Genomic DNA, 26,631 nt, shown 5'->3' on the forward strand with positions numbered 1-26,631 from the left:
CCGTCAATTTCCTGCCTCGGCTTACGCCGCACCACCTGAGCCCGCGATGAGTTGGCGTGCGAAACCCCGTGACGCGTCAAGCGAGGCGGGTGCACCGAGGCCGCCCGGCCACCTGATCTACCCATACCTGGGCAGCCCCGGCCTATCGAGGGAAGGAATCCATTGAGCGACACCACCGACGTGACGTCGGATGTCTCCAACGTCGCTGACGACGCCACGACCACCGGCACCCGACGCCGGCGGGGCAGCGGTCTGTCCGCGATGCTCCTGCCGGAGCTGCAGAGCCTGGCCGCGTCCCTCGGCATTTCCGGCACCGCCCGGATGCGTAAGGGCGAGCTGATCACCGCGATCTCCGAGCGCCAGAACGGTGCCCCGGCCGGCAGCACGCCGCGACCGCGGGCCGAGTCCGAGGCCAAGGCGTCGGAGAAGGCGGCTCCGGCCGGTTCGGCACCCTCGGGCGCTCCGGCGGCTGGCTCCGCGTCCGCACCGGCTACGGCGGGTGTGGCCGCCGCACCGGCCTCCGCAGGCGCCGCTGTCGCGACCATCGAGGCGCCCGCCGCCACCGTGGCCGCCGAGGGCGGCCAGCGGTCCCGACGCACCCGCGCCACCGCGTCCGCGTCCGCCTCGACGTCCGCCCCGGCCGAGCCGAAGGTCGACGGCGAGGAGCGCGACGACCGTGACTCGCGGGGTGACCGTGACTCGCGGGACACCCGTGACCGCGGTGACCGCCACGAGCGCACCGACGAGCGGTCCAGCCGCAACGACCGTGGCGGTGACCGCGGCAGCGACCGTGGCGACCGCGGCGAGCGCAATGACCGGAGCGAGCGCAACGACCGCGGCCAGCAGCGCGACGGTCGCCGGGGCGATGGCCACGGTGACGGCCGCCGCGACGCTGCGCGCGACGGCCAGCGTGACAACCAGCCCACTGGCCAGCGCGACGGCGGTCGTGACCTCGACGGCGACGACGACGACGAGAGCGGCGGCCGGCGGAGCCGGCGCAGCCGGTTCCGTGACCGCCGGCGTGGCCGTGGTGAGCGTGCCGAGGGCGATGCTGGTCGCGAGACGACCCGCGAAGGCGGCCGCGAAGGCCGTGACCCGCAGGTCAGCGACGACGACGTGCTCGTGCCCGTCGCCGGCATCGTCGACGTGCTCGACAACTACGCGTTCGTCCGCACCACGGGCTACCTGTCCGGCCCCAACGACGTCTACGTCTCCATGTCCCAGGTCAAGAAATACGGCCTGCGGCGCGGCGACGCGGTCACCGGCGCTGTGCGCCAGGCCCGCGACGGCGAGCAGCGGCGCGACAAGTACAACCCGCTGGTCCGGCTCGACACGGTCAACGGCATGGACCCGGAGGAGGCCAAGCGCCGCCCCGAGTTCTACAAGCTGACGCCGCTCTACCCGCAGGAGCGCCTGCGGTTGGAGACCGAGCCGCACATCCTGACGACGCGGGTCATCGACCTGATCATGCCGCTCGGCAAGGGACAGCGCGCACTGATCGTGTCGCCCCCCAAGGCCGGCAAGACGATGATCCAGCAGGCGGTCGCCAACGCGATCACCCGCAACCACCCTGAGGTGCACCTCATGGTCGTGCTCATCGACGAGCGCCCCGAAGAGGTCACCGACATGCAGCGCTCGGTCAAGGGCGAGGTCATCTCGTCCACGTTCGACCGTCCGCCGCAAGACCACACCACGGTCGCCGAGCTCGCCATCGAGCGGGCCAAGCGGCTGGTCGAGCTCGGCCATGACGTGGTCGTGCTGCTCGACTCGATCACCCGCCTCGGCCGCGCCTACAACCTGGCGGCCCCGGCGAGCGGCCGGATCCTCTCCGGCGGCATCGACTCGACGGCGCTGTACCCGCCGAAGCGCTTCCTCGGCGCGGCCCGCAACATCGAGAACGGCGGGTCGCTGACCATCATCGCCAACGCGCTGGTGGAGACCGGTTCCATGATGGACACGGTCATCTTCGAGGAGTTCAAGGGCACCGGCAACGCCGAGCTCAAGCTGGACCGGAAGATCGCCGACAAGCGGGTGTTCCCCGCCATCGACATCCACCCGTCCAGCACGCGTAAGGAAGAGATCCTGCTCGCGCCGGAGGAGCTGGCGATCACGCACAAGCTCCGCAAGGTGCTGCACTCGCTCGAGTCGCAGGCCGCGCTGGATCTTCTGCTCGACCGGCTCAAGCAGAGCCGCACCAACATCGAGTTCCTGCGCCAGATCGCCAAGTCGACACCGGGAGAGTGACCCGGGTCGCGTCCGCGGCCTGAAACCGGCCCTACCTTCGCAGGTGGGGCCGGTTTCATGTTTTCCCAGCCCAATGGGTGTCTCGCGCACGGACCAACTGGTCGCACAAGGTGTCCGATCCAGGCATGACCCCAGGTGAAACTCTGCTCACACTGCGCACCGGGAGCTGCCCCCCGACTGCGGCGGCACCACCGTGCGCGTGTGCTGTGAATACGTCATCAATCTGGGAGGCGCGATGACGACACCTGGGTACCGTGACGTGCCCCCGCAGTCCTGGGATCCGAACGCCCCGGTCGACTTCGCGGAGGCCGAGGACTTCCTGCGGATGTGCTACGGCGACAACAGCAAGCTGGGGTCGGTGGAGCCCCGGCTCGCCGTCGTACGGGCCCAGATCGCGGCGACCGGCACCTACGTGCACACCCCGGACGAGCTCGCCTACGGCGCCCGGGTCGCGTGGCGCAACTCCAGCCGGTGCATCGGCCGCCTCTACTGGCGCAGCCTGGTGGTGCTCGACCGGCGCCGCGCGCGTACGCCCGAGGAGATCTTCGCGCTGATCGTCCGGCATCTGTGCATGGCCGGCGGCACCGCGGCGGCCAACCGCGAGCCGGGCGCCATCCGCCCGGTGATCTCGGTGTTCCCGCAGGCCCAGCCGGGGCGCCCGTACGCGCGGATCTGGAACGAACAGCTCATCCGCTACGCGGGCTACCGCGACGTCAACGGCGGCGTGACCGGCGACCCACGGGTGGTCCGCTTCACCGAGTCGATGCGCGACCTGGGCTGGCGCGGCAAGGGCGACGCGTTCGACGTGCTCCCGGTCGCGATCGAGACACCGGCACACGGGGTACGGCTCTTCGAGCTCCCCGAGCGCGCGGTGCTGGAGGTGCCGCTGGCCCACCCGGAGTTCGGCTGGTTCGCCGAGCTCGGCCTGCGCTGGCACGCGGTCCCGGCGATCTCCAACATGCGGCTGACCATCGGCGGCGTGCACTACCCACTGGCGCCGTTCAACGGCTGGTACATGGGCACCGAGATCGGCGCCCGCAACCTGGCCGACCCGGACCGCTACAACATGATCCCGGTGGTGGCCCGCCTGATGGGCCTCGACACGTCCAAACCAGGCACCCTCTGGCGCGACCGCGCCCTGGTCGAGCTCAACCGCGCGGTCCTCTGGTCGTTCGAACGCGCCGGCGTGAAGATCACCGACCACCACACCGAGTCGGACCGCTTCCTGGCCCACATCCGCAACGAGGCCAAAGCGGGCCGCGAGGTCCCGGCCGACTGGAGCTGGATCGTCCCACCGATGTCCGGCGGAGCGACCGGGGTGTTCCACCGCTACTACCACGAGGCCGACGAACGCCCGAACTTCTACCTCGACCCGGAAGCCCGCGCCCTGGGCGTCCACGGCCACCGCGCCCACACCGCGACCGAGGACCCCACCCCCCCGACCCAAACCCGCCGCGAGCCGGCAACCGCACCGCAGGCGCCGGCCACGGCCAGCCCGTCCCTGACCACCCCGACCCCACCGCGGCGCATCCCGACCCAGCCCGTCCCACCGGCGGCCCCAACCCGGGTAGCCCCGTCCCCAACCCTCCGCCCAGCCTGCCCGGTCCGGCACTAGCGGACGCCCGGCCCTTGCTTCGCATTGAGGGCGCCCGGCCGCGGGCCTGGCGAGCGGAGCGGTCCCTCGCGGGAGGAACGGTCCGCACCACCGCGGACCCGAGTAAGAACGACCTTGATCGGCTAGAAATCGCCTTCGGCGACCTGGAAGACCGTGAGCCCCAGGTCTCGCCACATCTTCACTACGTGTTGGCGGTCGTCGAAGACGCCGACGACGCGGTAGTCGGCCGCGATCTCGCTCTGGAAGATGTCGCGTTTGACGACCGCGTCGCGGCGGGTGTCGCCGTAGGCGCGCATGTGCAGGGCCAGATAAGGCACCGCGACGTGGGCGGCGAGCCAGCGCTCGGTGTCGGCGCGGGCGCTTTCCTCGCGGCCCGTGCAGTAGATGACTCCGTAGCCCGCCGCGTGCATGGCGCGGACGGCCGCGATCACCGCGTGGTGGGGCTCGTCCTCGGCGACCAGGTGCAGGTCCAGGTGGTGGCGGTCGCCGAGCAGGGCGACCGTGCCGTCGATGTCGACCAGGACGATCTCGGGGGCGTCCGCGGGCGGCTCGTAGCGGTCGGTCGGCGGCGCGGCGGCCACCGTCGGCACCGGCAGGGGCAGGGTGCGGCCCGCCAGGTAGCGCTGGTGCATCGACCGGATCGCCGCCTCGCCGACCTGCTCGTCCTTGGGGCGGGTGGCGTCGCGGCGGACGCATTCGTCGACCGGCACATCAGTGAAGTCCCGGACCTCGAAGGTGGCGCCGTGCCGGGCCGCCAGTCCGGCCCAGTCGCGGGCGAGCCGGGGGATCAGGTTGGTGTCGTCGACGCAGACATCGACGCCGGCCTGGAGGAGGCTGTCGACCAGGGTGAACGAGGCGACCGAGACCTGGCGCTCGGTGCGGTCGGTCAGCAGTGGCTCGCCGTGCAGCATCCGGCGCAGGTCGTCGCGGTTGACCCGGACCACCCAGGGCTGGAGGCTCCGGGCGAAGGTGGTCTTGCCGGACGCGGGCAGGCCGCGGGTGATGATCAACCTGGGCGCTCGGTGCGGCATGGTGTCAATCATGGCCCACGGGAATGCGCACCTTGGGGGCCGCGTTACACCGGTCGGACCAGTGCATGGCAGACTGGTCAATCGGCCAAGGTTCCGGTTCACGTCCATGAAAGCTCAGCGACGGGCGACCCGGCGACCATCGATTGAAAGGACCGAGGCGTGAAGCCTGACATCCACCCGCAGTACGTGACCACCGCGGTCACCTGTTCCTGCGGCAACACCTTCAGCACCCGCAGCACCGCGAAGAGCGGTCAGATCCACGTCGAGACCTGCAGCGCCTGCCACCCGTTCTACACCGGCAAGCAGCGCGTTCTCGACACCGCCGGCCGCGTGGCCAAGTTCCAGCAGAAGTACGCCAAGGTCCAGGCCAAGAAGAAGTAGCGACGCCGACGGCGCCCCCCTCGCGGATTCAGCGGGGGCGGGCGCCGTCGTCTGTTCGGGGCAGGCACGGCCAGACCTAAGGGGCACAGATGAGCGTGGATCGACTCGCGGGGCTGCTCGACGAGTACGGCGAGCTGGAGAAGCGGCTCGCCGACCCGGCGATCCACGCCGACCAGAACACGGCCCGGCGGGTCGGCCGCCGGTTCGCCGAGCTGACACCCATCCGCAAGGCCAACGACGAGCTCGAGCAGACCCGGGCTGACCTGACCGCCGCGCGCGAGCTCGCCGCCGAGGACCCGTCGTTCGCCGGCGAGGTGGATGCGATCGCGGCCACGCTGCCGGTGCTCGAGGAGCGGCTCGCCGAGTTGCTCGCGCCGCGCGACCCGCACGACGCCAAGGACGTGATCCTCGAGATCAAGGCGGGCGAGGGCGGCGAGGAGTCGGCCCTGTTCGCGGGCGACCTGCTGCGGATGTACTCCCGCTACGCCGAGCGGCACGGCTGGGTCACCGAGGTGATCGACGCGCAGGACTCCGACCTCGGCGGCGTCAAGGACGTCTCGCTGGCGGTCAAGACCAAGGGCGTGCCCGAGGGCGGCAACGGCGTCTGGTCGCGTCTCAAGTGGGAGGGCGGCGTCCACCGGGTGCAGCGGGTGCCGGTCACCGAGTCGCAGGGACGGATCCACACCTCGGCCGCCGGCGTGCTGGTGCTCCCCGAGGCGGAGGACGTCGACGTGAACATCGAGCCGGGCGACATCCGGGTCGACGTGTTCCGTTCGTCCGGCCCGGGTGGTCAGTCGGTCAACACCACGGACTCCGCTGTGCGCATCACCCACCTGCCCACGGGCATCGTGGTGAGCTGCCAGAACGAGAAGAGCCAGCTCCAGAACCGCGAGCAGGCGATGCGGATCCTGCGCGCCCGGCTGCTGGCCGCGGCCCAGGAGCAGGCCGACGCGGCCGCGTCCGACGCCCGCAAGGCGCAGGTGCGCACCGTCGACCGCTCCGAGCGGATCCGCACCTACAACTTCCCGCAGAACCGGATCAGCGACCACCGGATCGGCTTCACGGCCTACAACCTCGACCTGGTGCTGGCCGGCGACCTCGACGGCGTGCTGGACGCGCTGACCGAGGCCGACCGGGCCGCCCGGCTCGCGGGGGAGACCGAGCTATCCCGGCACTGACCGGGCCAGCCGGTCGACGCGGCGCAGCGCGTCCGGGATCCGGTGTGCGCCGGCCATCGCGCCGACCAGCGCGGCGGCCTCTTTGACGGTCATGCCGGCCGACGTCACGTAGAGCGGCCGGGCGCCGCTGCCCCGGACCACCGGCACGGCGTGCGTCGCCGATCGGAACGCGGTCTTCGCGACACCCACCACGGGCCGGCCCGTCTCGGCGTGCACGCGAGCCCCGAGCCCCGGGCGCCCGTCGGGGTCTAGGTCGACGTAACCGTCCACCACCAGCACGTCGACCGGCGCCGTCGTGGCCAGCACCGCGCGGATCGCCGGGAGCTCACGTTCGAAGAAGAATCCCGGCTTGTACGCCGGCACGGTGTCGACGCGGGCCGACAGCTCCTCGACGAGCGTGGCGAAGCGTGGCTCCGTAGCGACGACGAGGGCGGCGTGGGCGCCGCCCTCGTCCGGATAGTGCGCGTCGACCGCGCCGTAGCGGGTCACCCCTTGATGCGGTGCGCAAGGCCGACCAGGGCCGTGCGCACGGTTTCCCTGGTGCGGTCGTAGGTGAAGCCCGCGTCGTGCAGCACCCGGCCGGCCGCCGTGTCCGGCATGCGCAGCAGGCCGAGCAGGATGTGCTCGGTGCCGACGTAGTTGTGGCCCAGGTCCAGCGCGCTCTGGGTGGTCTCCTCCAGTAGCTGCTTGGCCGAGGCGGAGAACGGCACGTGCTCGGGCACCGTCTCGGTCGGGCCGGGCAGGCCGGCGGTGACCGTGTCGGCCAGCGCCGCCGGGTCGGCGCCGAGCGCCACGACCAGTTTCGCGGCCAGCGCCTCGGTCGCACCGAGCAGCGCCACCAGCACGTGCTCGGGCTCGACCGACGGGTTGCGCCGGTCCCGCGCCAGGGCCTGCCCGGCGCTGACGACCTCGGCGGCCCGGGCCGTGAACCGGGAGAACCGGTTCGTGCCGCGCTGTTGCGCGGCCTGCTTGGAGACGCCCATGGCGTCGCCGATCTGGCTCCAGGACGCACCGGTCTGGCGGGCCGCCCGGACGAAGTGGTCGATGAGCTGGTCACCGAGGTCGCCGAGGGCACGCGCCCGGGACCGGGCCTCGCCGACCCGGGCCACTGGGTCCGCGTCGGGCAGGTCGCGGTCGAGTTGCGCGATGAGGTCGTCGACTGAGATGTCGAAGGGTGCCATGCCGTCAAGTGTGTGTTGACGCAGCGGCATCGTCAAGGCTGAGTTGACGCTGGATTCCGGAACTTTCGTCCCTTTATGGGGTTAATGTGGCGGGTGTGAAGGGGTTTCGGCTCGCCGTCGCGGCCGCCGTCGTGCCGCTCGGGCTGCTGCTCATGCTGCCGGGGCTCACCCTGGCGGCGCCGGCCCCGACACCGACCGGACCGACCGCGACACCGACCGGACCGACCCCGACCGGACCGACCCCGACACCGAGCGCCGTCGTCCTGCGCAAGCTGCCTCCGCCGACGCCTATCCCGACCACCGTGGACGTCGCCGTGACCGGCAAGGTCGTGCCGGCGGCGGTCCGGCCCGGGCAGGACGCCACGTTGAGCTTCACCGCCCGCAACGAGGGGATCCTGCCGGCGGGCGACGTGCGGGTGGCGGTGCCGCTGCCGGCCCAGATGACGGTCGTCAAGGCGACCGCGAGCCAGGGTACGTTCGACGGTCTGCTGTGGAGCGTCGGGGCGCTGCCCGTGCACAAGGCCGCGACGCTGACGCTGGTGGTGCGCGGCAGCACGCCCGCGTTCGTGACCGCGACGGCGGCCCTCGTCGGCTCGACGCCCAGGGACGGCGACACGCGCGACGACCTGGCCACCGCCGCGCTGCGCGTCGCACCGCCGGCCGGGATCCGTGCGCCCCGCGCCGACCTGGTGCTCAACGCGCGGGTCGCACCGGAGCTCACCGGACCGGGCGACCCGGTGACGTACGCGGTGACGGTCGCGAACAAAGGCCCCGACCCGGCGACCGACGTGGAGGTGGCAGATCCGGTGCTGACCGGCACCTTCCTCGCGTCATCGGTGTCCGCCGGCCAGGTGGTCGGGATGCCGGTGCTGACCGGTGGGCCGGCCACCGCTGCCCGCTGGCGGGTCGGCACGCTGGCGCCGGGTGCCAGCGCGACGTGGGGGATCCGGACGCTGGCGACGGTGGGCGTCCAGGGCGACCCGGCCGTGCTGGTGACCCAGAGCGGTGCCGAGGACCCGGTCGGCGGCGACACCGTGGCCCGGGCGGTGCCGAAGGTGAATGCCGCGGACCTCGCGCTCACCCGCGACGTCAGCAACAGCACCCCGAGCTTCGGACAGGAGGTCACGGTCACCGTGACCGTGAGCAACGCCGGTCCGGACCTGGCCCGCGGCGTGACCGTCAACGACCCGTTCGGCGCCGAGCTCGTGTTCGCGTCGGCCTCGATGGAGGTGGGCGACTACGACGACGGCCGTTGGGCGATCGGTGACCTGGCGGCCGGCGCCGCGGCGACGCTGACCCTGCGGGCGCGGGTCGTGGTGGCCGGGCCGATCAGGAGCCGGGCGACCGTGGAAGGGAAGCCGGGCGACCCGGACAGCGCCAACAACGTGGTCGAGACCCTGCTGGTCGCCGGCAGCGACTCGCCACCACACCTGCCGGTCTTTCGGACCGGACTCCCACTGCCGTACACCCAGATCCGGCTCTCCACGATGGAGGCGACGGTGGTCGGCGGCCTGATGATGATGTTCGGCCTGGTCTTACTGCTGCACCTGCGTCGCGCCTAAGAGGCCGCCCGCGGGCGGCGTTTGGCCCGCAGCATCTCCCGGTCCGCGATCTCGAAGGCCTGGCCGAGTGCGTCGCGCAGCGCCGGGCCTGATCCGTTGACCTCGGCGAAGCCGACGCTGACGCCGACCGGTGTGCCCGGGACCAGGGCGTGCCAGTCCTCGGCGCCCACCGCGACCGCGATCCGGCGAGCCACCTCGGCCGCCTCCGCCATGCCGGCGCCCGGCAGGACCACCACGAACTCGTCGCCGCCGTAGCGGGCCACGAAGTCGCCGCGCCGCATCACCCGGTGGATCACCCCGGCGATCCGTTGCAGCACCAGGTCGCCGGAGTGGTGGCCGTGCTCGGTGTTGACCGCCTTGAAGCCGTCTAGGTCGCAGACGCCGATCACGGCCCGCTCGCCCCGGGCGACCATGGCGGCCACGTAGCGCTCGAGCTGGCGGCGGTTGGGCAGGCCGGTCAGCGGGTCGGTGAGCGCCTCGCCCGCGTATTGCGCGGCGGTGCGCCGCAGTTCCTCGCGCTCGATCTGTGCCGCGATGCCGTCGACGTAGACGGTCTGCAGCCGGTCGCTGCGCTGGGCGGCCAGCCGGAACGCGTGCCGGTCGGCGCGGTGGGCGGCGGCGTGGTCACCGGCCACCGCGAAGGTCAGGCTGCGCAGCCGCTCGGGCTCGGCCGCGCCCAGGGTCTGCGGGGAGATGGTGATCGTGCCGAGCCGGGCCAGTGCCTCGATGGGTCGGCCGGCCGCGATCGCCACGCAGACGTCGCCGAGTTGGCGCAGGTCGCGGGCGCGGGCACCGTCGCCGCCGGCGGCCAGCAGGGCGAACACGTCGACCCGGTTGTCGATCTCCTCGCCCAGGGCGCCCCGGCGGGCGGCCGCGTAGCCGTAAGCGGTCACCGTGGACGGTCGCAACCGGACACCGCCGTCGGCGTCGAGGAACCGGCACAGGTCGACGCCGATGTCGCGGAGCACCCGCAGGCAGCCGTCGGAGTCGCCGGAGTGGTCGAGGGCGACCGCGTTGCGCAGCCGGATGCCGGGCGCCGCGAACAGCTCCTCGGGCAGCCCGGCGGCCGTGCCGAGCTGCCGCGCCCGCTCGATCGCGCCCAGCGCGTACCCGTGGAAGCTCAAATAGGAATAGGCCATCGCCAGGTCGTGCCAGCCCCAGGCGGTGTCGCCGTCCGGGTCCTGCACCCGGCCCAGGTAGCTGGCGCTCTGCACGAAATGGGTGACGCAGCGGTCGAGGGCGCCCTGTTGGTGTGCGGCGAGCGCGGCCAGGGCGTGGGCATGGCCGAGGATGTACGGGTCGCCGGCCTCGCGGGCGCACTCCAAGGCCTGGTCGACCGCGGCAGCATATTCAGCGGTGCGGCCGAGGTTGAGCACCGCGGAGAGCCGCTGGACCAGCGCGTCCGCGCGGGCGTGTGGCTCGTTGGTGGTCTCGAGCACTTGGTCCAGGACCAGGCAGGCGTCGGCCGATCGGCTCCGCATCATCAGTGAGCGAGCCTGCCGCAGCGCGTCAACCTGGTCGGGGACCCGGTCGAGCCAACCCACCGAGTAACCCCCTTCTGCAACCTTCGTGTGGTCGAGCGTCAATGATTATCGCGTGACGGGCCGCAGACAACAGCCGACCGAAGGGACGACCATCCGCGTGGCACCAATGATCGCCGATGCCACCGGCAGATTGGTATCCGCGGGGGTCGAATCCCCGCGAAACGACGCCGAGCTGCTGGCGGCCTTCGTTCTCGGCGTGTCGCGCGGTCGCCTGCCGATGGTCGACCGGTTCACCGCCGAGCAGGCCGACGCGTACCGCCGGCTGGTCCAGCGACGGGTGGATCGGGAACCGCTGCAGTACGTCATGGGTACCGCGGCCTTCCGCTACCTCGAGCTCGAGGTCGGCCCAGGCGCCTTCGTGCCCCGGCCGGAGACCGAGCTGCTCGCCGGTTGGGGCATCGACGTGGCCCGGGCGCTGCCCGCACCGGTGGTGGTCGACCTGTGCGCCGGGCCCGGTCCGATCGCGTTGTCGGTGGCGACCGAGGTGCCAACGGCGACCGTGTACGCGGTCGAGAAGTCGCCCGCCGCCCTGGAGTGGCTGCGCCGCAACGCCGCCGGCCTGGCACCGGACACCCACGTGGTGTCCGGCGACGTGGCCGACCCGGAGCTGCTCGGCGATCTGCGCGGCCGGGTGGACGTGCTGCTCAGCAATCCGCCGTACGTGCCGGCGGGTACCCCGGTGCCGCCGGAGGTGGGCCGGTACGACCCGGAGACTGCCGTGTTCGGCGGCACCGACGGCCTCGACGTGGTCCACCCCGTGATCGCCCGCGCGGCCGAGCTGCTCCGCCCCGGTGGGGCGCTGGCGATCGAGCACGACGAGGAACACGCCGAGGCGCTACCGGAGCTGCTGCGCGCCGACGGCCGGTTTGACCGGATTGACCGGCATGTGGATCTCACCGGCCGTCCACGATTCACCACTGCCCGCCGGAATCAGGCAGCGTCGGCGTGGCAGACTGGCTCACCGTGATGCTCTATGACTGCCGGTCGATCGGGGACCGTGACAAGGGGATCGCCGCGGCGATCGAGGCGGTCAAGTCCGGCGAGCTGGTGGTGCTCCCGACCGACACCGTCTACGGGCTGGGCGCCGACGCGTTCACCCCGCACGCCGTGTCCCAGTTGCAGACCACCAAGGGCCGGGACCGCAGCATGGCCCCGCCGGTGTTCGTCGGCTCCCGCCACACCCTCGACGGCCTGGTCTTCTCGCTGCCGCAGGCGGCACGCGACCTGGTCGAGGCATTCTGGCCCGGCCCGCTGACGATCATCATCGAGCACTCGCCGACGCTCCAGTGGGACCTCGGCGAGACCGGCGGCCAGATCGCCGTTCGGATGCCGCTGCACCCCGTGGCGCTCGAGGTGCTGCGGGAGACCGGCCCGATGGCGGTGCTCGCCGCCAACAAGGCCGGCCTGCCCGCGCCGACCACTGCGGAAGAGGCCCGCGAGCAACTCGACTACGCCGTCCGCGTCTACCTCGAGGCCGGCCCGAGCGCCGACCCGGTGCCGAGCGCGATGGTCGACGTGACCGGCAGCGTGCCCCGGCTGCTGCGGGCGGGCGGCATCCCGATCGAGAAGCTGCAAGACGTGGTGCCCGGCCTGGCCGGTCCGGGGATGTGACCGTGCCGCCGTTCACCGTCCTGCACATCTGCATGGGCAACATCTGCCGGTCGCCGATGGCCGAGCGGCTGCTCGCGCTCGCCGTCCAGCAGCGGCTGTCCCGCGTGCCGGCCGGCACGGCGACCACCGGCGCGGACGCTCTGGTGCTCAGCCACAGCGCCGGCACCGGAGGTTGGCACGACGGCGAGGAGATGAACCCGCCGGCGGCCCGCCAGGTGCGCGCCCGCGGCGGCGACCCGGCCGGCTTCGCCGCCCGCAAGCTGCTGTCGGAGCACATCGACGCGGCCGACCTGGTCCTCACCGCGACCGCCGACCAGCAGGAGTACGTGGTCGCGCTGCGCGCCGACGCCGAAGAGCGCACGTTCGTGCTCGGCGAGTTCGGCCGCCTGCTGGCCGTGGTCGACCCCGCGGCGCTGCCGGACGGCGGGCTGAACCCCGACGGCGTCTACGCCCGCGGCGTGGCGCTGGTCCAGGCGGTCAACGCCGCACGCCGGGGTGCCGCCGCACTGCCCGCTGACGACCTCGACGATCCGTGGGGGCGCGGCGACCAGACGTTCAGCCGGGTGGCCGACGAGATCGAGGAGACCATCGTCCCGCTCGCCCGCCTGCTCATTCCGTCCTGAGGGGACTGACATGGTCAACGCCCGTTGGCTGGCGCCGGGCTCCGCGTCCGGGCTGCTGCGGCTCGCCGACGCCGAAGACGTCGCGGCCGTGCTCGCCGGTGGTGGCCTCGCCGTGCTGCCCACCGAGACCGGCTACATGCTGGCCGCCGCCGCGACGATCGAGTCGGCCGTGCTCCAGGTGTTTCGGGCCAAGCGGCGCGACCTCGCCCACCCGATGCACATCGCCTGCGCGTCACTCGAGATGGCGGCGCACTTCGCGGTGCTCACGCCCGACGCCCGCAAGGTGATCGGCGCCTTCACGCCCGGCCCGCTGACGGTGGTGGTCGAGCAGAGCAGCGAGCTTCCCGACCGGTTGGTGACGCACGAGGGCACGGTCGGCATCCGGGTGCCGGACCACCCGGCCACCCTTCAGGTGATCGCCGCCGCCGGCGTGCCGGTCACCGCGACGAGCCTCAACCCGTCCGGCGCGGAGTCCCGCCCGGTCGACGCCGACGTGCTGGCCGAGCTCGACTGGTCGACCGACCAGGAGGTGCCGGTGGTGGTCGACCACGGCGCGATTCGGCACACCCTGGCCTCGACGCTCGTGGCGCTCACCGGTCCGGACGGTCCGCGGGTGCTCCGTGAAGGCCCGGTCTCGGCGGCGCAGGTGCGGGAGATCCTGGGTCGCTAGGGTTTTCGGCGCCCCGCGCGATGTTGCGGGCCATCCCGCCGAAGATCATCGCGTGGAACGGCGAGACCGCCCTCCAGTACGCGTGCCCGGCCAGCCCGCGCGGCAGGAACACCGCCCGCTGCCGGTAGCGCGACCCGTTCGGGCCGTCCGGCTCGGCGCGCAGCTCCAACCAGGCCCGGCCCGGCAGCTTCATCTCGGCGCGCAGCCGGAGCAGCTCACCCGGCACGATCTCCTCGACCCGCCAGAAGTCGAGCGCGTCGCCGACGTAGAGCCGGTTAGGGTCGCGCCGGCCGCGCCGCAGCCCGACGCCACCGACCAACCGGTCGAGCCAGCCCCGCACCTCCCAGGCGAGCGGGAACGAGTACCAACCGTTGTCGCCGCCGACCCCCTCGATCACCCGCCACAGCATCGCCGGGGTCGCGGCCACCTCGCGCTCGCGCACGTCCGTGTAGACGCTGCCGCCGGACCACCGCGGGTCGGTCGGCAGCGGGTCGGCCGGCGAGCCGGCGCCGGACCAGCGGGTCTCCACGTCGAAGTCGCGCACCTTGTTGAGCGCCAGCTGGACCGCGCGGTCGAAGCCGATCAGCCCGTCCGGCGGGTCGGGCACGTACTCGGCGATGTCGTGCTCGTGTGCCACGGCCTCGTGGATCAGGCTTTCCACCAGTGGCCGGGCGATCGCGTTGGGCACCGGGGTGACCAGGCCGACCCAGTGCGAGGAGAGCCCCGGGGTCAGCGGCCGGACCGGCACGATGATCCGGCGGGGCAGGCCAGCCACCTCGGCGTACCGCTGCATCATCTCCAGGAACGTCAGCACGTCCGGGCCGCCGATGTCGAAGCCCCGGTTGACGTCGGCCGGCAACGTCGCGGCGCCGATCAGGTAGCGCAGCACGTCGCGGACCGCGATCGGCTGGATCCGGTTGCGCACCCAGCGCGGGGTGACCATCGCCGGCAGCCGTTCGGTGAGATAGCGGAGCATCTCGAACGACGCCGAGCCCGAGCCGAGGATGATCGGGGCGCGCAGCACCGCGGTCGGGGTGCCGCTGGCGAGCAGGATCCGGGCGACCTCGGCCCGCGAGCGCAGGTGGGCGGAGACCTCGTCGCCCGGCGGCGGCTCAGGGCCGCCGAGGTAGACGATCCGCCGCAGGCCCGCCTCGCCGGCCGCCGCCGCGAAGGCGTTGGCGTTGGCCCGGTCGAGGGCCTCGAAGTTGGGCCGGCCGAGCGAGTGGACCAGGTAGTAGGCGACGTCGACGCCGTCGAACGCGGCGGGCAGCGAGTCGGGGTCGCCCAGGTCGCCCTTGGCCACCTCGACCCGGTCGGCCCAGGGCACGTCGCGCAGCTTCTCCGGCGAGCGGCTCAGGCAACGGACCTCATGGCCGGCGTCGAGCAGGCGGGGGACCAGCCGGCCGCCGATGTAGCCGGTCGCGCCAGTGACTAGGCATTGCACGCCTCTCACTATGCGGGTCGGTGCGGTCGTCCGCTTGGTATCCGGATCGTCACCCAGAGTTCGTCGCGAGTTTTCCGGACCCGCCGAAATTGTCCGGCTCTTTCCGAATCGGCTACACCTTTCGGACACCTGGCGCGACGCACGTAGACTCCGACGCGATGTCGACGACCTCTGCCCGTACCCCTGACGCGGCCGCACCCGATGCGGACCGCAACTGGCGGCTGCGCCACCTGCCACCCATCCTGATCGTCGCCGCGGTGATGACCGTCGGCGCGGCCGTTCTGGGCGGTGTGCTCGCGGGCGGCGTCGGCGCATGGGCCGCACCGCTGGGTGTGCTCGTGGCGACCGCCAGCTTCCTCGCGTCCACGTTGGCGATCGCCTGGGCGGACAAACTCGACTCCAAGCTGGTCATGCCGTTCGGCATGGGCGTTTACGTAGCCAAGTTGAGCCTGCTCGGCGGCATCATGCTGGTCGTCGCGACGACGGGCTGGGCCGGCATCAAGCCGCTCTCCGCAGGCATCGTGGCCGGCGTGTTGGCGTGGACAGCGACCCAGATCTGGTGGATCGTGACCGTGCACGCGCCAAAGTTTCGGCGTTAACGCGACCCCTGGGTGACCCCACATCGCGGGTCGGAGGAGTAGCGTGAGCGCAGAGGCAGAACCATCATCCCATTCCCCCCGCGCAGCCTGAGCGTGCGGGGGTCGAGTCTTCGCCTCCCTCTACCGGCTGATACGGTTCCCGCGTCATGGCCGGTGACCCACCCTCGCAACACTCCGACAAGGACCCCGACGCAACGCCGACGGGGGCCGACCTCGGCTGGACTGCGCTGTCCTACCTCATAGGTGGGATGTTGGTGTGGGGCTTCATCGGCTGGCTGATTGACCGTTCGGTGCATACCAACGGCGTGATCACCGGCATTGGCGTGGTGATCGGATGCGCTGGCGGGATCTACCTGGTCATCAAGCGGATCGGGACCCCACCACCGGGGTCCGGAAGTTCATGAGGGAAGGGACGCGGTGATCGGACAGGCGGTCGCTCTCAAGAGCGACGTTCCGTTTCCACCTGAGGTAGGCGACTTCTACCTGCCCTCGATCGTGCCGTGGGGTGGGCTCGACTCGCTGTGGTTCACCAAGATCACGGCGCTGGTGTGGGTCAGCACCGCGATCATCATCATCTTCTTCACCCTGGCCTACCGGAAGCCCAAGCTGGTTCCCGGCAAGGCGCAGTGGATCGCCGAGTCGACGTACGGCTTCGTGCGCAACAACATCGCGATCGAGATGCTGGGCGCTCGCGGTGTGCGGTTCGCTCCGTACCTCGCGACGCTGCTGCTCTTCATCGTCTTCAACAACATGTGGAGCATCGTCCCGGTCGCCCAGATCTCGCCGAACTCGCACATCGCGTTCCCGGCGTTCCTGGCGCTGATCAGCTACGTGCTCTTCAACTACGTCGGCATCAAGAAGTTCGGGTTCCGCAAGTACATGCGCAACTCGCTCATCCCGCCGGCGCCGTGGTTCGTGCTGCCGATCCTGATCCCGATCGAGTTCTTCTCCACCTTCCTGGTGCGGCCGTTCTCACTCGCGGTCCGGTTGTTCGCCAACATGTTCGCCGGGCACATGCTGCTGCTCGTCTTCACCCTCGGTGGGTTCGCCATGCTGCAGGCGAACACCGCACTGGCACCGATCTCGGTGCTGTCCTGGTTGATGACCATCGCGCTGACGCTGCTCGAGCTGCTGGTGATCTTCCTGCAGGCCTACGTCTTCACCGTGTTGACCGCGAGCTATATCCAAGGCGCGGTCTCGGAGGAGCACTGATCCCCGCCCCTCGGGTAGGTGGTCCACCGTTTCGCACCAACAGTTGTCCGTCCCGCGTGATAGTCACGCGTGATAACCAGGAGGAACCTCAGCAATGGACATCGCCGCAGTTGAGGGCAGCGTTGCCGCCATCGGTTATGGCCTCGCCGCCATCGGCCCGGGCATCGGCGTCGGGCTGATCTTCGCGTCCTACATCCAGTCGACCGCTCGCCAGCCCGAGTCGTCCCGCATGACCCTGCCGTTCGTCTGGATCGGCTTCGCCGTGGTCGAGGCGCTCGCGCTGTTCGGCATCGCGTTCGGCTTCATCTGGGCCGGCTGACCCCGCTGACCCGGCTGAATCCCAGGAGGTTTCCATGAACCTAAGCGCAGCAGTCGAGCACAGCCCGATCCTGCCGCTCTGGCAGGAGATCGTGGTCGGTAGCGTCGCGTTCGCGGTGCTCTGCTTCGTGCTCATGAAGTTCGTCTTCCCGCGCATGGAGGAGACCTTCAAGGCTCGGGTCGACGCGATCGAGGGCGGTCTCAAGCGGGCCGAAGAGGCCCAGTCCGAGGCCAACAAGCTGCTCGAGCAGTACAGGGCGCAGCTGGCCGAGGCGCGCACCGACGCCGCGAAGATCCGTGACGACGCGCGTGCCGACGCCGAGGAGATCCGTCAGGAGATCCAGGTGCGGGCCCGCGAGGAGTCCGACCGCATCATCGCCGCCGGGCGCGAGCAGCTCAACGCCGAGCGTCAGCAGATCGTTCGCGAGCTGCGGGCCGAGGTGGGCACGCTGGCCGTCGACCTGGCTGGCCGAATCGTCGGTGAGTCCCTCGCCGACGAGGCGCGCCAGCGTGGCACCGTCGACCGGTTCCTGTCCGAGCTCGAGTCGACCGGGAGTCGTTGATGCAGGGCGTCAGCCGGGAGTCCTTCCGCGCCGCCGCGGATCGGTTGGACTCGTACGCGACGTCGGCGCCCGCCGCCGACATCGCGACGACCGGTGACGAACTGCTGTCCGTGGCCGACGTGCTGCGCCGGCAGCCGCGGCTCCGGCGAGCGCTGTCGGACCCGGGCCGCGACGGGCAGGACCGGGCGGAGCTGATCCGCTCGCTGCTCGCCGGCAAGGTCGGCGACGAGACGCTCGAGCTGGCCAGCACCTTGGCCGGCGGCGGCTGGTCGGCCGCGTCCGAGTTGCTCGACGCGGCCGAGCGGTTGGGCGTCGAGGCGCTGCTGGCCAGCGCCGACCGCGCCGACGACCTGTCCGACGTCGAAGACGAGCTGTTCCGTTTCGGGCAGGTCGTCGACGGCTCACCGGGACTCTCCGGTGCGCTCTCCGACGTGGTCGCGCCGCCCGCCCAGCGGGCCGAGCTCGTCAAGGCCCTGCTGGACGGCAAGGCCAAGCCGGTCACCGTTCGACTGGTCGAGGTGGCGCTCGGCGGCTTCGGCGGACGGTCCTTCCAGTCGGCATTGAGCCGCATGGTGGAAATGTCCGCGGATCGCCGCGATCGCCAGGTCGCTTATGTCACCGTTGCCGCACCTCTGTCCGATGACGAGGAGCGCCGACTGGGCACAAAGCTGTCGCAACTGTACGGTCGAGACGTCAGCGTCAAGCAGACGGTCGATCCGCAGGTGCTGGGCGGCATGAGCGTGCTTGTCGGCTCCGACCTCTACGACGGCACGGTGCTGCGCCGGCTCAACGACACCCGCAAGGCGCTTTCCCAGCGCTGATTTCCCGCCCGCTTAGACCCTGACACCGCACCGGTAACTCCCGGGCCTGAATAGAGGAAGCAGAGGATGGCCGAGCTGACCATCTCGTCGGAGGAAATCCGCGGCGCCCTTGAGCGCTACGTCTCCTCCTACAGCGCCGAAGTCTCCCGCGAGGAGGTCGGCACCGTCGCCGACGCCGGTGACGGCATCGCACACGTCGAGGGCCTGCCCTCGACCATGGCCAACGAACTGCTGGAGTTCGAGGACGGCACGCTCGGCGTGGCGCTCAACCTCGACGCCCGCGAGATCGGTGTCGTCGTCCTTGGCGACTTCGCCGGCATCGACGAGGGCCAGCGCGTCAAGCGCACCGGCCGCGTTCTGTCCGTGCCGGTCGGGGACAAGTTCCTCGGCCGCGTGGTCGACGCGCTCGGCAACCCGATCGACGCTCTTGGCGAGATCGAGAACGAGGGTTTCCGCGAGCTCGAGCTCCAGGCGCCCAACGTGGTTTCCCGCCAGTCGGTTTCCGAGCCGATGCAGACCGGCATCAAGGCGATCGACGCCATGACGCCGATCGGCCGTGGCCAGCGTCAGCTGATCATCGGTGACCGCAAGACGGGCAAGACCACGATCGCGCTCGACACGATCCTCAACCAGAAGGCCAACTGGGACTCCGGCGACCCGAAGAAGCAGGTTCGCTGCATCTACGTCGCGATCGGCCAGAAGGCCTCGACCGTGGCGTCGATCAAGGGCATCCTCGACGAGGCCGGCGCGATGGAATACACCACCATCGTCGCCTCGCCCGCGTCGGACCCGGCCGGCTTCAAGTACATCGCGCCCTACACGGGTTCGTCGATCGGCCAGCACTGGATGTACGCCGGCAAGCACGTGCTGATCGTCTTCGACGACCTGTCGAAGCAGGCCGAGGCTTACCGCGCCGTGTCGCTGCTGCTGCGCCGCCCGCCGGGCCGCGAGGCGTACCCCGGTGACGTCTTCTACCTGCACTCCCGCCTGCTGGAGCGCTGCGCGAAGCTCTCCGACGAGCTGGGCGCGGGTTCGATGACCGGCCTGCCGATCGTCGAGACGAAGGCCAACGACATCTCGGCCTTCATCCCGACGAACGTCATCTCGATCACCGACGGCCAGATCTTCGTCGAGCCCGACCTGTTCAACCAGGGCGTGCGGCCGGCCATCAACGTCGGCACCTCGGTGTCGCGGGTCGGCGGCGCCGCGCAGGTCAAGCCGATGCGTAAGGTCGCCGGCTCGCTGCGGCTCAACCTCGCGCAGTACCGCGAGCTCGAGGCGTTCGCCGCGTTCGCGTCGGACCTCGACCGGGCTTCGCGCTCGCAGTTGGACCGCGGCGCCCGCCTGGTCGAGCTGCTCAAGCAGCCCAACTACTCGCCGGTTCCGGTCGCCGAAGAGGCGGTCGTGATCTGGGCGGGTGTCGAGGGCAAGCTCGACGACATCGCGGTTGGTGACGTGCGGCGTTTCGAGGCCGAGTTCCTCGACTACGTGCGCCGGCATGACAAGGCCACGCTCCAGGCGATCGACTCGGGTCAGTGGGACGACGACATCTCGGGCGCGCTCGACAAGTCCATCAAGGACTTCAAGGCGAACTTCCTGGCCCGGGGCGAGACGACCACGGTCAACGAGGTGCCGGCCGACGCCACCGAGGGTGACCTCGAGAGCGAGTCGGTGACCCGCTACACCGATCAGCCGGCAGAGAAGGCGTAGGCACCGCATGGCGGCCCAGGTACGCGTCCTTCGCCAGCGCATCCGCTCTGCGAAGGGCATGAAGAAGATCACCAAGGCGATGGAGCTCGTCGCGACGAGCCGCATCGCCAAGTCGCAGGCAAGGGTCGCGGCGTCGCTGCCGTACGCCCAGGCGATCACGGGTGTGTTGTCGGCGCTGGCGTCCAACGCCAGCATCGACCACCCGCTGCTCACGCCGCGCCCGCAGGTGCGTCGGGCCGGGGTGCTGCTCATCACCAGTGACCGGGGCCTGGCCGGCGGTTACAGCACCAACGCGATCCGGACCGCCGAGTCGCTCATCGCGCGGCTGCGCGAAGACGGCAAGGAGCCGGTGCTGTACGTCATCGGGCGCAAGGGCGTCGGTTACTACAAGTTCCGGCAGCGGCCGGTTCAGGCGAGCTGGACCGGCTTCTCGGAGCAGCCGACGTTCGAGGACGCGAAGGCGGTGGGTGACACGCTGATCGAGGCGTTCACCCACGGTGCGGACGACACCGACGACGGGCCGGGCGCTGACGCGGTCACCGGCGTCGACGAGCTGCACATCGTCTACACGCAGTTCAAGTCGCTGCTGACGCAGGCACCGGTCTCGCGGATCATCGGCCCGATGGAGGTCGAGGAGCGGCCCAAGTCCGAAGGGCTGCTGCCGGCGTACGAGTTCGAGCCCGAGGCGGAGGCGCTGCTCGACGCGTTGCTGCCGCGTTACGTCAACACCCGCATCTACGCCGCCCTGCTGGACTCGGCGGCGAGCGAGTCGGCGGCGCGGCGGCGGGCGATGAAGAGCGCGACCGACAACGCGGAAGACATGATCAAGACCTACACGCGCCAGATGAACTCGGCGCGCCAGGCCGGGATCACCCAGGAGATCAGTGAAATTGTCGGCGGCGCGAACGCGCTGGCCGCGGCGGGAAGTGAAGCCTGATGACTGCGACTGTTGAAACTGAGACCACCACGGCGAGCGGCCGTGTCGTCCGGGTCATCGGCCCGGTCGTCGACGCGGAGTTCCCGCGCGACGCGATGCCCGAGATCTACAACGCCCTGCACGTCGAGGTGAAGCTGGCCGGGGGCGACAAGACGCTGACCCTCGAGGTCGCGCAGCACCTGGGCGACAACATGGTGCGGGCGATCTCGATGCAGCCGACCGACGGTCTGGTCCGGGGTGCCGAGGTCAAGGACACCGGCGCGGGCATCTCGGTGCCGGTCGGTGACATCACCAAGGGCCACGTCTTCAACACCATCGGCGAGGTGCTCAACCTCAAGGAGGGTGAGAAGTACGAGGTGACCGAGCGGTGGCCCATCCACCGCAAGCCCCCGGCCTTCGCCGACCTCGAGCCGAAGACCGAGATGCTGGAGACCGGCATCAAGGTGATCGACCTGCTGACCCCGTACGTCAAGGGCGGCAAGATCGGCCTGTTCGGCGGCGCGGGTGTGGGCAAGACGGTGCTCATCCAGGAGATGATCACCCGTGTCGCCCGCAACTTCGGTGGCACCTCGGTGTTCGCCGGCGTCGGCGAGCGCACCCGTGAGGGCAACGACCTCATCACGGAGATGACCGAGTCCGGCGTGCTCCCTCAGACCGCGCTGGTGTTCGGCCAGATGGACGAGCCGCCGGGCACCCGGCTGCGCGTCGCGCTGTCCGCGCTGACGATGGCGGAGTACTTCCGCGACGTGCAGAAGCAGGAGGTGCTGCTCTTCATCGACAACATCTTCCGCTTCACGCAGGCCGGTTCCGAGGTCTCCACGCTGCTGGGCCGCATGCCGTCCGCGGTGGGCTACCAGCCCACCCTGGCCGACGAGATGGGCCAGCTCCAGGAGCGGATCACCTCGGTCCGTGGCCAGGCGATCACCTCGATGCAGGCGATCTACGTGCCCGCCGACGACTACACCGACCCGGCGCCGGCCACCACGTTCGCCCACCTCGACGCCACCACCAACCTGGAGCGGTCGATCTCCGACAAGGGCATCTACCCGGCGGTCGACCCGCTGGCGTCCTCGTCGACCCTGCTCGCGCCGCAGTTCGTGGGCCAGGAGCACTACAACGTCGCGTCCGAGGTCAAGCGGATCCTGCAGCGTTACAAGGACCTGCAGGACATCATCGCCATCCTCGGCATGGAGGAGCTCTCCGAAGACGACAAGGTGACGGTGCAGCGGGCCCGCCGGATCGAGCGGTTCCTCTCGCAGAACACCTACGCCGCGGAGCAGTTCACCGGCGTGCCCGGTTCGACGGTCCCGATCAAGGAGACCATCGAGGCGTTCAAGAAGATCTCCGAGGGCGAGTACGACCACTTCCCCGAGCAGGCGTTCTTCATGTGCGGTGGGCTCGAGGACCTGGAGCGCAAGGCCGCAGAGCTGATGAAGGACTGAGCGTCCTAACTCACAGCGATCCAGGCACCCCGGTGGGTGCCTGGATCGTTGCGTTTTGCCACCGTGATGTTGCCGCTCTGTAAACGTTTTGGCCCGTTTTCGCATGGCGACGGACCGGGGCGCACTTGTCCAGCGATGAGATATAGGCTCGCGGGCGCAACGGCGGGCCCCCCTGCACACGTCTCCTCTTCGGAATGCGGCACTCGGGGGATCGACGACAAGGAGTTCTGATGGCGAGAAGGTCGGGCAGCGGTTCATCGGGCCGCTCGACCGGGCGCGGTGCGACCGGAAAGGCCACACCCGGCGCCGCCCCGCCGGACTTCGGCGCACCTGCATCCGGTGCCAAGTCGCGCAAGCGGTCTGGCATCCCGCGCTGGGCCCGGTGGTGCACCGTCCTCGGTGCGATCCTGATGGTCGCCAGCGGCGGTCTGCTGGTCACGTCCGAGGCGCTGCTGGCCCGCTACGAGGGCGCGGTCGTCCAGGAGGACCTCTTCGGAGACGGCGCCAAGGTCGAGGCCAAGAGCGACATCAAGGGCCCGCTCAACATCTTGCTGGTCGGCATCGACCCCCGCAACGCGACGACGTTGCCGCTGGCGGACTCGGTCATGATCATGCACATCCCCGCGGGTCTCGACCGGGGCTACCTGTTCTCCCTCCCGCGCGACACGCTGGTCGACATCCCGCCGTTCCCCAAGTCCGGCTACCGCGGCGGTCGCGAAAAGCTCAACGCGGCGATGTCCCACGGGGCACGGGTTCAGGGGGGTGGCAAGCCCGACCGGGCCAAGGGTTTCGAGCTGCTGTCGAACACGATCTCCGACTACACGGGCATCAAGCGCTTCGACGCCGGCGCGATCGTCAACTTCGCCGGCTTCAAGAAGATCGTCGACGCGATCGGCGGCGTGACCATGTACGTCGACGAGGCCGAGGTGCTCTCCGAGCACCTGCAGCCCAACGGCAAGGCCCGGCCGAAGCGCGACTGCGACAACTGCGCGCACCCCTACTACGGACCGCAGGCCCGCTACACCAAGGGCACGCACAAGTTCCAGGGGTGGCAGGCGCTCGACTACGTGCGGCAGCGCTACACGGTCGACGGTGGCGACTACGGCCGGCAGCGGCACCAGCAGCAGTTCGTCAAGGCGATGGCGCAGCAGGTGCTGAGCAAGAACGTGATGACCGACCTGCCCAAGCTCGACAAGGTGCTCCGGGCGGCCGGTGAGTCGCTGGTGTTCAGCGGCCGGGGCAACAGCGTCGCCGACTTCGGCTTCGCCCTGAAGGGCATGCGGCAGGACTCGATCACGATGATCAAGCTGCCCGGCGGCGGGGTCAACGAGAACGGCAAGTACGCGGGTGAGGCCCTGCAGCCCGTGGCGAAGGACTTCTTCGCGTCCATCCGCAACGAGACGACAGACGCCTTCATCGCGTCGCACGCGGAGCTGGTCAACCGCGACAAGTGATCGACCTCTCGCCTGGGGTGCCTCCTGACACAGGAGGCACCCCAGGTCCGTTGAGAGCGGCTGGGCCGATTAGACTTCACTTCAATTCCACCGCGACACCGGGCGATCCCCCGCCCCGGTCCGGCGTCGAAGAGGAGCCATAGTGGCAAATCAGCTCCATGTCGAGCTCGTATCCGTCGAAGAGAAGGTGTGGACCGGCGAAGCCGAGATGCTCGTCGCCCGCACCACCGAGGGCGAGCTTGGTGTGCTGCCGGGCCATGCGCCGCTCCTGGGCCAGTTGGCCGAGCCGAGTCAGATCCGCATCAAGATCGACGGCGGCCAGACACTCGCCTACGACGTAGCCGGCGGCTTCCTCTCAGTCACCGAGACCGGCGTCACGGTTCTCGCGGAGAGCGCGACGCCAGCCGAATCCGCGACTCGCTGACGGAGCGGGCCGATGCAGATCATCGAGTGGATCGTCATCGGCCTCCTGCTGTTCCTGGTCACGATCGTCCTGTTGATCGCCCGCCGGGCCGTTTACGCCCGCGCCGGCGGCACCATCCGCTGTGACCTGCGCGTCTCGACCATGCTCGTCGGCCGAGGCTGGTCGCCGGGCTTCGCCCGGTTCGTCGGCGACGAGCTGCGCTGGTACCGGCTCTTCAGCATCGCTCTGCGCCCCAAACGCGTGCTGACCCGGAGCGGGCTGGCCGTCGAGAGCCGCCGCCTTCCGGAGGGGCAGGAGCGGCTGATCATGCCCGCCGACTGGATCATCCTCCGCTGTGTGGGCCACCAGGCTCCGGTCGAGATAGCGATGGCTCTTTCCACGGTGACCGGCTTCTCCTCCTGGATCGAGGCGGGGCCTCCGGACTACCAGAGCCCCCGCCTGTCGATGCCGCCGGCCGCCTAGGCTCTTCAGCTCTCGTAGTCGTAGAAACCCTTGCCGGTCTTCCGGCCCAGGTCGCCCGCGATCACCATGCGCTGGAGCAACTCCGGCGGGAAGAACTTCTCGTCAGCGGTGTCCGTGTAGATGTTCCGGGCCGCGTGCAGCATCACGTCGACGCCGGTCAGGTCGAGCGTGGCCAGCGGGCCCATCGCGTGTCCGAAGCCCAGCCGGCACGCGGTGTCCAGGTCCTCGGCGGAGACCACACCGGACTCGACCAACTTGATCGCCTCCACCGCCAGCGCGGCGATCAGCCGGGTGGTGACGAACCCGGCGACGTCGCGGTTGACGACCACCACGGTCTTGCCGATCTCCTCGGCGAACGCCTTCGCCGTGTCCAAGGCTTGATCCGATGTCTTGAAACCGCGGACGAGCTCACAGAGCTTCATCATGGGTACGGGCGAGAAGAAGTGCGTACCCACGACGTTCTCCGGCCGTTGCGTGGCCGTGGCGATCTGGGTGACCGGAATGGCCGAGGTGTTGGTAGCCAGCACGGCGTCGGCCTTGCAGATCTTGTCGAGCTCCCGGAACACGTCCTGCTTGATGTCGAGCCGCTCGAACACGGCCTCGACCACGATGTCGGCGTCACCCGCGGCGCCCAGGTCGGTCGTCGTGGTGATCCTCGCGAGCGTCGGCTCCACGTCGTCGCCGCTGATCGTCCCCTTGGCCGCGAACCGCTCCAGCGACTTCCGGATGTTGGCGACCCCGCGCCCGGTGGCCGCGTCGTCCAGATCCCGCAGCGTCACCTCCCACCCGGCCTGCGCCGCCACCTGGGCGATGCCAGAACCCATAAGCCCGGCCCCGATGACCGCCAGCCGACCCGCCATGCCGCACTCTCCCTTGAGTCGTCATCTGTATCTCCCAAGCAACTTAGTCGCCTTGGTGAACGATCGGTCAGCTCACGGCTGTGACCGAGTCCACGCCGCGCCCGGTTTCCGACTGTCAGACTGTGGCCATGCCAGTTCGGTGAGCGGCGGGGGGCCGGGGATGGGTGGGAAACCGACGAACGAGGGTCCCGACTTCGGTCTGCTGGTTACGGTCGCCTTGATCGGCACCGAGGCCGATGCTGGTGAGATCCGTCGTCGCCTGACCGCTAATGGGATCCGCTCTACCGTGGCTCCTGGGTCTGACGGGCGGACCCGGATTCTGGTCTTTCGCGAGAACGCGGCTCATGCGCGGAGGTTGGTGGGTGGCGGGGCTCGGGACGCTAGCGCTGATTGATCTTTCGCCGTCCCACGATCGGTCGCCCTTGGTTTCTTCGCTGCGGTCCTGGCTTGGTCGCGGTTTTGGGCGGGGGAGGGTGTTGTGGGCACCGACAGGCCGCAGAGAGCGCGACCTCTATTGTCGGTGCCCACAACACCCTCCCCCGCCCTGACCTAGTTCGGCCTTGGGCGCCTTTGGCGCCGGGTTTGGTGGGACACAGTCCATTGGCTGATCCTCGCGGTGGGATTTAGCCGCGCCACCGAATCAACCAGTCCGCCGCCAATCACGGCGTCGGCAGTGCCGGCCCGCGCCAGGACGCCCGGCAGCAAGACCAACGTGCCGGTCAACTGGGCGACGGACCGGCGACCG

27 protein-coding genes are annotated in these 26,631 nt (G+C 70.4%); 21 read left to right on the forward strand and 6 right to left on the reverse strand.

All coding sequences use genetic code 11. The features are described from left to right. Positions 1-162: 162 nt before the first annotated feature. On the forward strand, positions 163-2,244 hold the full coding sequence (gene rho / locus BLV39_RS17875; protein ID WP_090793492.1) for a transcription termination factor Rho: 2,082 nt from the start codon (positions 163-165) through the stop codon (positions 2,242-2,244). Between the two features lie 235 nt (positions 2,245-2,479). Next, positions 2,480-3,859, forward strand: coding sequence for a nitric oxide synthase oxygenase (locus BLV39_RS17880; protein ID WP_090793495.1), 1,380 nt, complete (start codon positions 2,480-2,482; stop codon positions 3,857-3,859). Between the two features lie 122 nt (positions 3,860-3,981). Here the strand turns inward: BLV39_RS17880 and BLV39_RS17885 are convergent, their stop codons facing one another. Further along, positions 3,982-4,890, reverse strand: a complete 909-nt coding sequence (locus BLV39_RS17885) for a phosphatase domain-containing protein (RefSeq protein ID WP_090797480.1) — start codon at positions 4,888-4,890, stop codon at positions 3,982-3,984. Positions 4,891-5,049: 159 nt separating this feature from the next. Between BLV39_RS17885 and rpmE the strand changes: the two genes are divergently transcribed. Further along, positions 5,050-5,271 (forward strand): 50S ribosomal protein L31, encoded by a 222-nt coding sequence (gene rpmE / locus BLV39_RS17890; RefSeq protein ID WP_090793497.1) that lies wholly within the window; start codon positions 5,050-5,052, stop codon positions 5,269-5,271. Between the two features lie 89 nt (positions 5,272-5,360). Further along, on the forward strand, positions 5,361-6,449 hold the full coding sequence (prfA, locus tag BLV39_RS17895) for a peptide chain release factor 1 (RefSeq protein WP_090793500.1): 1,089 nt from the start codon (positions 5,361-5,363) through the stop codon (positions 6,447-6,449). On the opposite strand, the gene BLV39_RS17900 is transcribed toward prfA, so the two are convergent. Then, complete coding sequence (locus tag BLV39_RS17900; protein WP_090793502.1) at positions 6,435-6,938, reverse strand: endonuclease V; 504 nt, start codon at positions 6,936-6,938, stop codon at positions 6,435-6,437. The genes prfA and BLV39_RS17900 overlap by 15 nt on opposite strands. After that, on the reverse strand, positions 6,935-7,630 hold the full coding sequence (locus tag BLV39_RS17905) for an ATP-dependent Clp protease ATP-binding subunit (RefSeq protein WP_176984963.1): 696 nt from the start codon (positions 7,628-7,630) through the stop codon (positions 6,935-6,937). The genes BLV39_RS17900 and BLV39_RS17905 overlap by 4 nt, the downstream gene beginning before the upstream one ends. Positions 7,631-7,725: 95 nt before the next feature. On the opposite strand from BLV39_RS17905, the gene BLV39_RS17910 reads away from it, so the two are divergent. After that, positions 7,726-9,192, forward strand: coding sequence for a DUF11 domain-containing protein (locus tag BLV39_RS17910; RefSeq protein ID WP_090793508.1), 1,467 nt, complete (start codon positions 7,726-7,728; stop codon positions 9,190-9,192). Here the strand turns inward: BLV39_RS17910 and BLV39_RS17915 are convergent. Beyond that, positions 9,189-10,736, reverse strand: coding sequence for a GGDEF domain-containing protein (locus BLV39_RS17915; protein ID WP_090793512.1), 1,548 nt, complete (start codon positions 10,734-10,736; stop codon positions 9,189-9,191). The two genes, BLV39_RS17910 and BLV39_RS17915, sit on opposite strands and share 4 nt — an antisense overlap. Before the next feature lie 52 nt (positions 10,737-10,788). On the opposite strand from BLV39_RS17915, the gene prmC reads away from it, so the two are divergent. From prmC to BLV39_RS17935, 4 genes are read left to right on the forward strand one after another with little or no spacing between them, the layout of a single operon-like run. Further along, positions 10,789-11,703, forward strand: coding sequence for a peptide chain release factor N(5)-glutamine methyltransferase (gene prmC / locus BLV39_RS17920; RefSeq protein WP_373315265.1), 915 nt, complete (start codon positions 10,789-10,791; stop codon positions 11,701-11,703). Continuing rightward, the gene (locus BLV39_RS17925; RefSeq protein ID WP_090797482.1) at positions 11,703-12,347 is read left to right on the forward strand and encodes an L-threonylcarbamoyladenylate synthase; all 645 of its coding nucleotides are present in this window, start codon (positions 11,703-11,705) and stop codon (positions 12,345-12,347) included. The genes prmC and BLV39_RS17925 overlap by 1 nt, the downstream gene beginning before the upstream one ends. A 2-nt stretch (positions 12,348-12,349) precedes the next feature. Further along, the gene (locus BLV39_RS17930; protein WP_090797484.1) at positions 12,350-12,970 is read left to right on the forward strand and encodes an arsenate reductase/protein-tyrosine-phosphatase family protein; all 621 of its coding nucleotides are present in this window, start codon (positions 12,350-12,352) and stop codon (positions 12,968-12,970) included. Positions 12,971-12,980: 10 nt separating this feature from the next. Beyond that, a complete protein-coding gene (locus BLV39_RS17935; protein ID WP_090793519.1) occupies positions 12,981-13,640 on the forward strand; it encodes an L-threonylcarbamoyladenylate synthase in 660 nt (219 codons plus the stop codon). Here BLV39_RS17935 and BLV39_RS17940 read toward each other — a convergent pair. Continuing rightward, on the reverse strand, positions 13,561-15,084 hold the full coding sequence (locus BLV39_RS17940) for an SDR family oxidoreductase (RefSeq protein ID WP_090793521.1): 1,524 nt from the start codon (positions 15,082-15,084) through the stop codon (positions 13,561-13,563). The two genes, BLV39_RS17935 and BLV39_RS17940, sit on opposite strands and share 80 nt — an antisense overlap. Positions 15,085-15,242: 158 nt before the next feature. On the opposite strand from BLV39_RS17940, the gene BLV39_RS17945 reads away from it, so the two are divergent. From BLV39_RS17945 to BLV39_RS18000, 12 genes are all read left to right on the forward strand, one after another. Continuing rightward, complete coding sequence (locus BLV39_RS17945) at positions 15,243-15,683, forward strand: hypothetical protein (RefSeq protein WP_090793523.1); 441 nt, start codon at positions 15,243-15,245, stop codon at positions 15,681-15,683. A 146-nt stretch (positions 15,684-15,829) separates the two neighbouring features. Further along, a complete protein-coding gene (locus BLV39_RS17950; protein WP_090793526.1) occupies positions 15,830-16,087 on the forward strand; it encodes an AtpZ/AtpI family protein in 258 nt (85 codons plus the stop codon). 13 nt (positions 16,088-16,100) lie between these two features. Continuing rightward, positions 16,101-16,895 (forward strand): F0F1 ATP synthase subunit A, encoded by a 795-nt coding sequence (gene atpB / locus BLV39_RS17955; RefSeq protein WP_090793528.1) that lies wholly within the window; start codon positions 16,101-16,103, stop codon positions 16,893-16,895. A gap of 94 nt (positions 16,896-16,989) precedes the next feature. Then, a complete protein-coding gene (locus BLV39_RS17960) occupies positions 16,990-17,214 on the forward strand; it encodes an ATP synthase F0 subunit C (RefSeq protein WP_089246440.1) in 225 nt (74 codons plus the stop codon). Positions 17,215-17,248: 34 nt separating this feature from the next. Then, positions 17,249-17,776, forward strand: coding sequence for a F0F1 ATP synthase subunit B (locus tag BLV39_RS17965; protein ID WP_090793530.1), 528 nt, complete (start codon positions 17,249-17,251; stop codon positions 17,774-17,776). Beyond that, complete coding sequence (locus BLV39_RS17970) at positions 17,773-18,597, forward strand: F0F1 ATP synthase subunit delta (protein WP_373315264.1); 825 nt, start codon at positions 17,773-17,775, stop codon at positions 18,595-18,597. The genes BLV39_RS17965 and BLV39_RS17970 overlap by 4 nt, the downstream gene beginning before the upstream one ends. A gap of 66 nt (positions 18,598-18,663) precedes the next feature. Beyond that, positions 18,664-20,307, forward strand: a complete 1,644-nt coding sequence (gene atpA / locus BLV39_RS17975; protein ID WP_090793536.1) for a F0F1 ATP synthase subunit alpha — start codon at positions 18,664-18,666, stop codon at positions 20,305-20,307. 7 nt (positions 20,308-20,314) lie between these two features. Then, positions 20,315-21,244 (forward strand): F0F1 ATP synthase subunit gamma, encoded by a 930-nt coding sequence (locus BLV39_RS17980; protein ID WP_090793538.1) that lies wholly within the window; start codon positions 20,315-20,317, stop codon positions 21,242-21,244. Then, positions 21,241-22,686 carry a F0F1 ATP synthase subunit beta gene (gene atpD / locus BLV39_RS17985; protein ID WP_373315276.1) on the forward strand — a complete coding sequence of 482 codons (1,446 nt, stop codon included), beginning with the start codon at positions 21,241-21,243 and terminating at the stop codon, positions 22,684-22,686. The genes BLV39_RS17980 and atpD overlap by 4 nt, the downstream gene beginning before the upstream one ends. Before the next feature lie 230 nt (positions 22,687-22,916). Then, complete coding sequence (locus tag BLV39_RS17990; RefSeq protein WP_090793544.1) at positions 22,917-24,140, forward strand: LCP family protein; 1,224 nt, start codon at positions 22,917-22,919, stop codon at positions 24,138-24,140. Positions 24,141-24,282: 142 nt separating this feature from the next. After that, positions 24,283-24,564 (forward strand): F0F1 ATP synthase subunit epsilon, encoded by a 282-nt coding sequence (locus tag BLV39_RS17995; protein ID WP_090793546.1) that lies wholly within the window; start codon positions 24,283-24,285, stop codon positions 24,562-24,564. Positions 24,565-24,576: 12 nt separating this feature from the next. Continuing rightward, entirely contained in the window at positions 24,577-25,026 is a 450-nt protein-coding gene (locus tag BLV39_RS18000) for a DUF2550 domain-containing protein (RefSeq protein ID WP_090793550.1), read from the forward strand. A 5-nt stretch (positions 25,027-25,031) separates the two neighbouring features. On the opposite strand, the gene BLV39_RS18005 is transcribed toward BLV39_RS18000, so the two are convergent. Further along, complete coding sequence (locus tag BLV39_RS18005) at positions 25,032-25,886, reverse strand: 3-hydroxyacyl-CoA dehydrogenase family protein (RefSeq protein WP_090793553.1); 855 nt, start codon at positions 25,884-25,886, stop codon at positions 25,032-25,034. Between the last annotated feature and the right edge of the window lie 745 nt (positions 25,887-26,631).

It is taken from the genome of Asanoa ishikariensis (assembly GCF_900107455.1).
GTDB classification, from domain to species: domain Bacteria; phylum Actinomycetota; class Actinomycetes; order Mycobacteriales; family Micromonosporaceae; genus Asanoa; species Asanoa ishikariensis.

Excerpts from the sequence above, each read along its gene's own strand:
- BLV39_RS17965 (WP_090793530.1), top strand. The coding sequence starts at position 17,249 with ATGAACCTAAGCGCAGCAGTCGAGCACAGCCCGATCCTGCCGCTCTGG.
- atpA (WP_090793536.1), top strand. The coding sequence starts at position 18,664 with ATGGCCGAGCTGACCATCTCGTCGGAGGAAATCCGCGGCGCCCTTGAG.
- prfA (WP_090793500.1), top strand. The coding sequence starts at position 5,361 with ATGAGCGTGGATCGACTCGCGGGGCTGCTCGACGAGTACGGCGAGCTG.
- BLV39_RS17925 (WP_090797482.1), top strand. The coding sequence starts at position 11,703 with ATGCTCTATGACTGCCGGTCGATCGGGGACCGTGACAAGGGGATCGCC.
- BLV39_RS17905 (WP_176984963.1), bottom strand. The coding sequence starts at position 7,630 with ATGGCACCCTTCGACATCTCAGTCGACGACCTCATCGCGCAACTCGAC.
- BLV39_RS17935 (WP_090793519.1), top strand. The coding sequence starts at position 12,981 with ATGGTCAACGCCCGTTGGCTGGCGCCGGGCTCCGCGTCCGGGCTGCTG.
- BLV39_RS17960 (WP_089246440.1), top strand. The coding sequence starts at position 16,990 with ATGGACATCGCCGCAGTTGAGGGCAGCGTTGCCGCCATCGGTTATGGC.
- BLV39_RS17980 (WP_090793538.1), top strand. The coding sequence starts at position 20,315 with ATGGCGGCCCAGGTACGCGTCCTTCGCCAGCGCATCCGCTCTGCGAAG.
- BLV39_RS17950 (WP_090793526.1), top strand. The coding sequence starts at position 15,830 with ATGGCCGGTGACCCACCCTCGCAACACTCCGACAAGGACCCCGACGCA.
- BLV39_RS17885 (WP_090797480.1), bottom strand. The coding sequence starts at position 4,890 with ATGCCGCACCGAGCGCCCAGGTTGATCATCACCCGCGGCCTGCCCGCG.
- BLV39_RS18000 (WP_090793550.1), top strand. The coding sequence starts at position 24,577 with ATGCAGATCATCGAGTGGATCGTCATCGGCCTCCTGCTGTTCCTGGTC.
- BLV39_RS17945 (WP_090793523.1), top strand. The coding sequence starts at position 15,243 with ATGTCGACGACCTCTGCCCGTACCCCTGACGCGGCCGCACCCGATGCG.
- BLV39_RS17990 (WP_090793544.1), top strand. The coding sequence starts at position 22,917 with ATGGCGAGAAGGTCGGGCAGCGGTTCATCGGGCCGCTCGACCGGGCGC.
- BLV39_RS17880 (WP_090793495.1), top strand. The coding sequence starts at position 2,480 with ATGACGACACCTGGGTACCGTGACGTGCCCCCGCAGTCCTGGGATCCG.
- BLV39_RS18005 (WP_090793553.1), bottom strand. The coding sequence starts at position 25,886 with ATGGCGGGTCGGCTGGCGGTCATCGGGGCCGGGCTTATGGGTTCTGGC.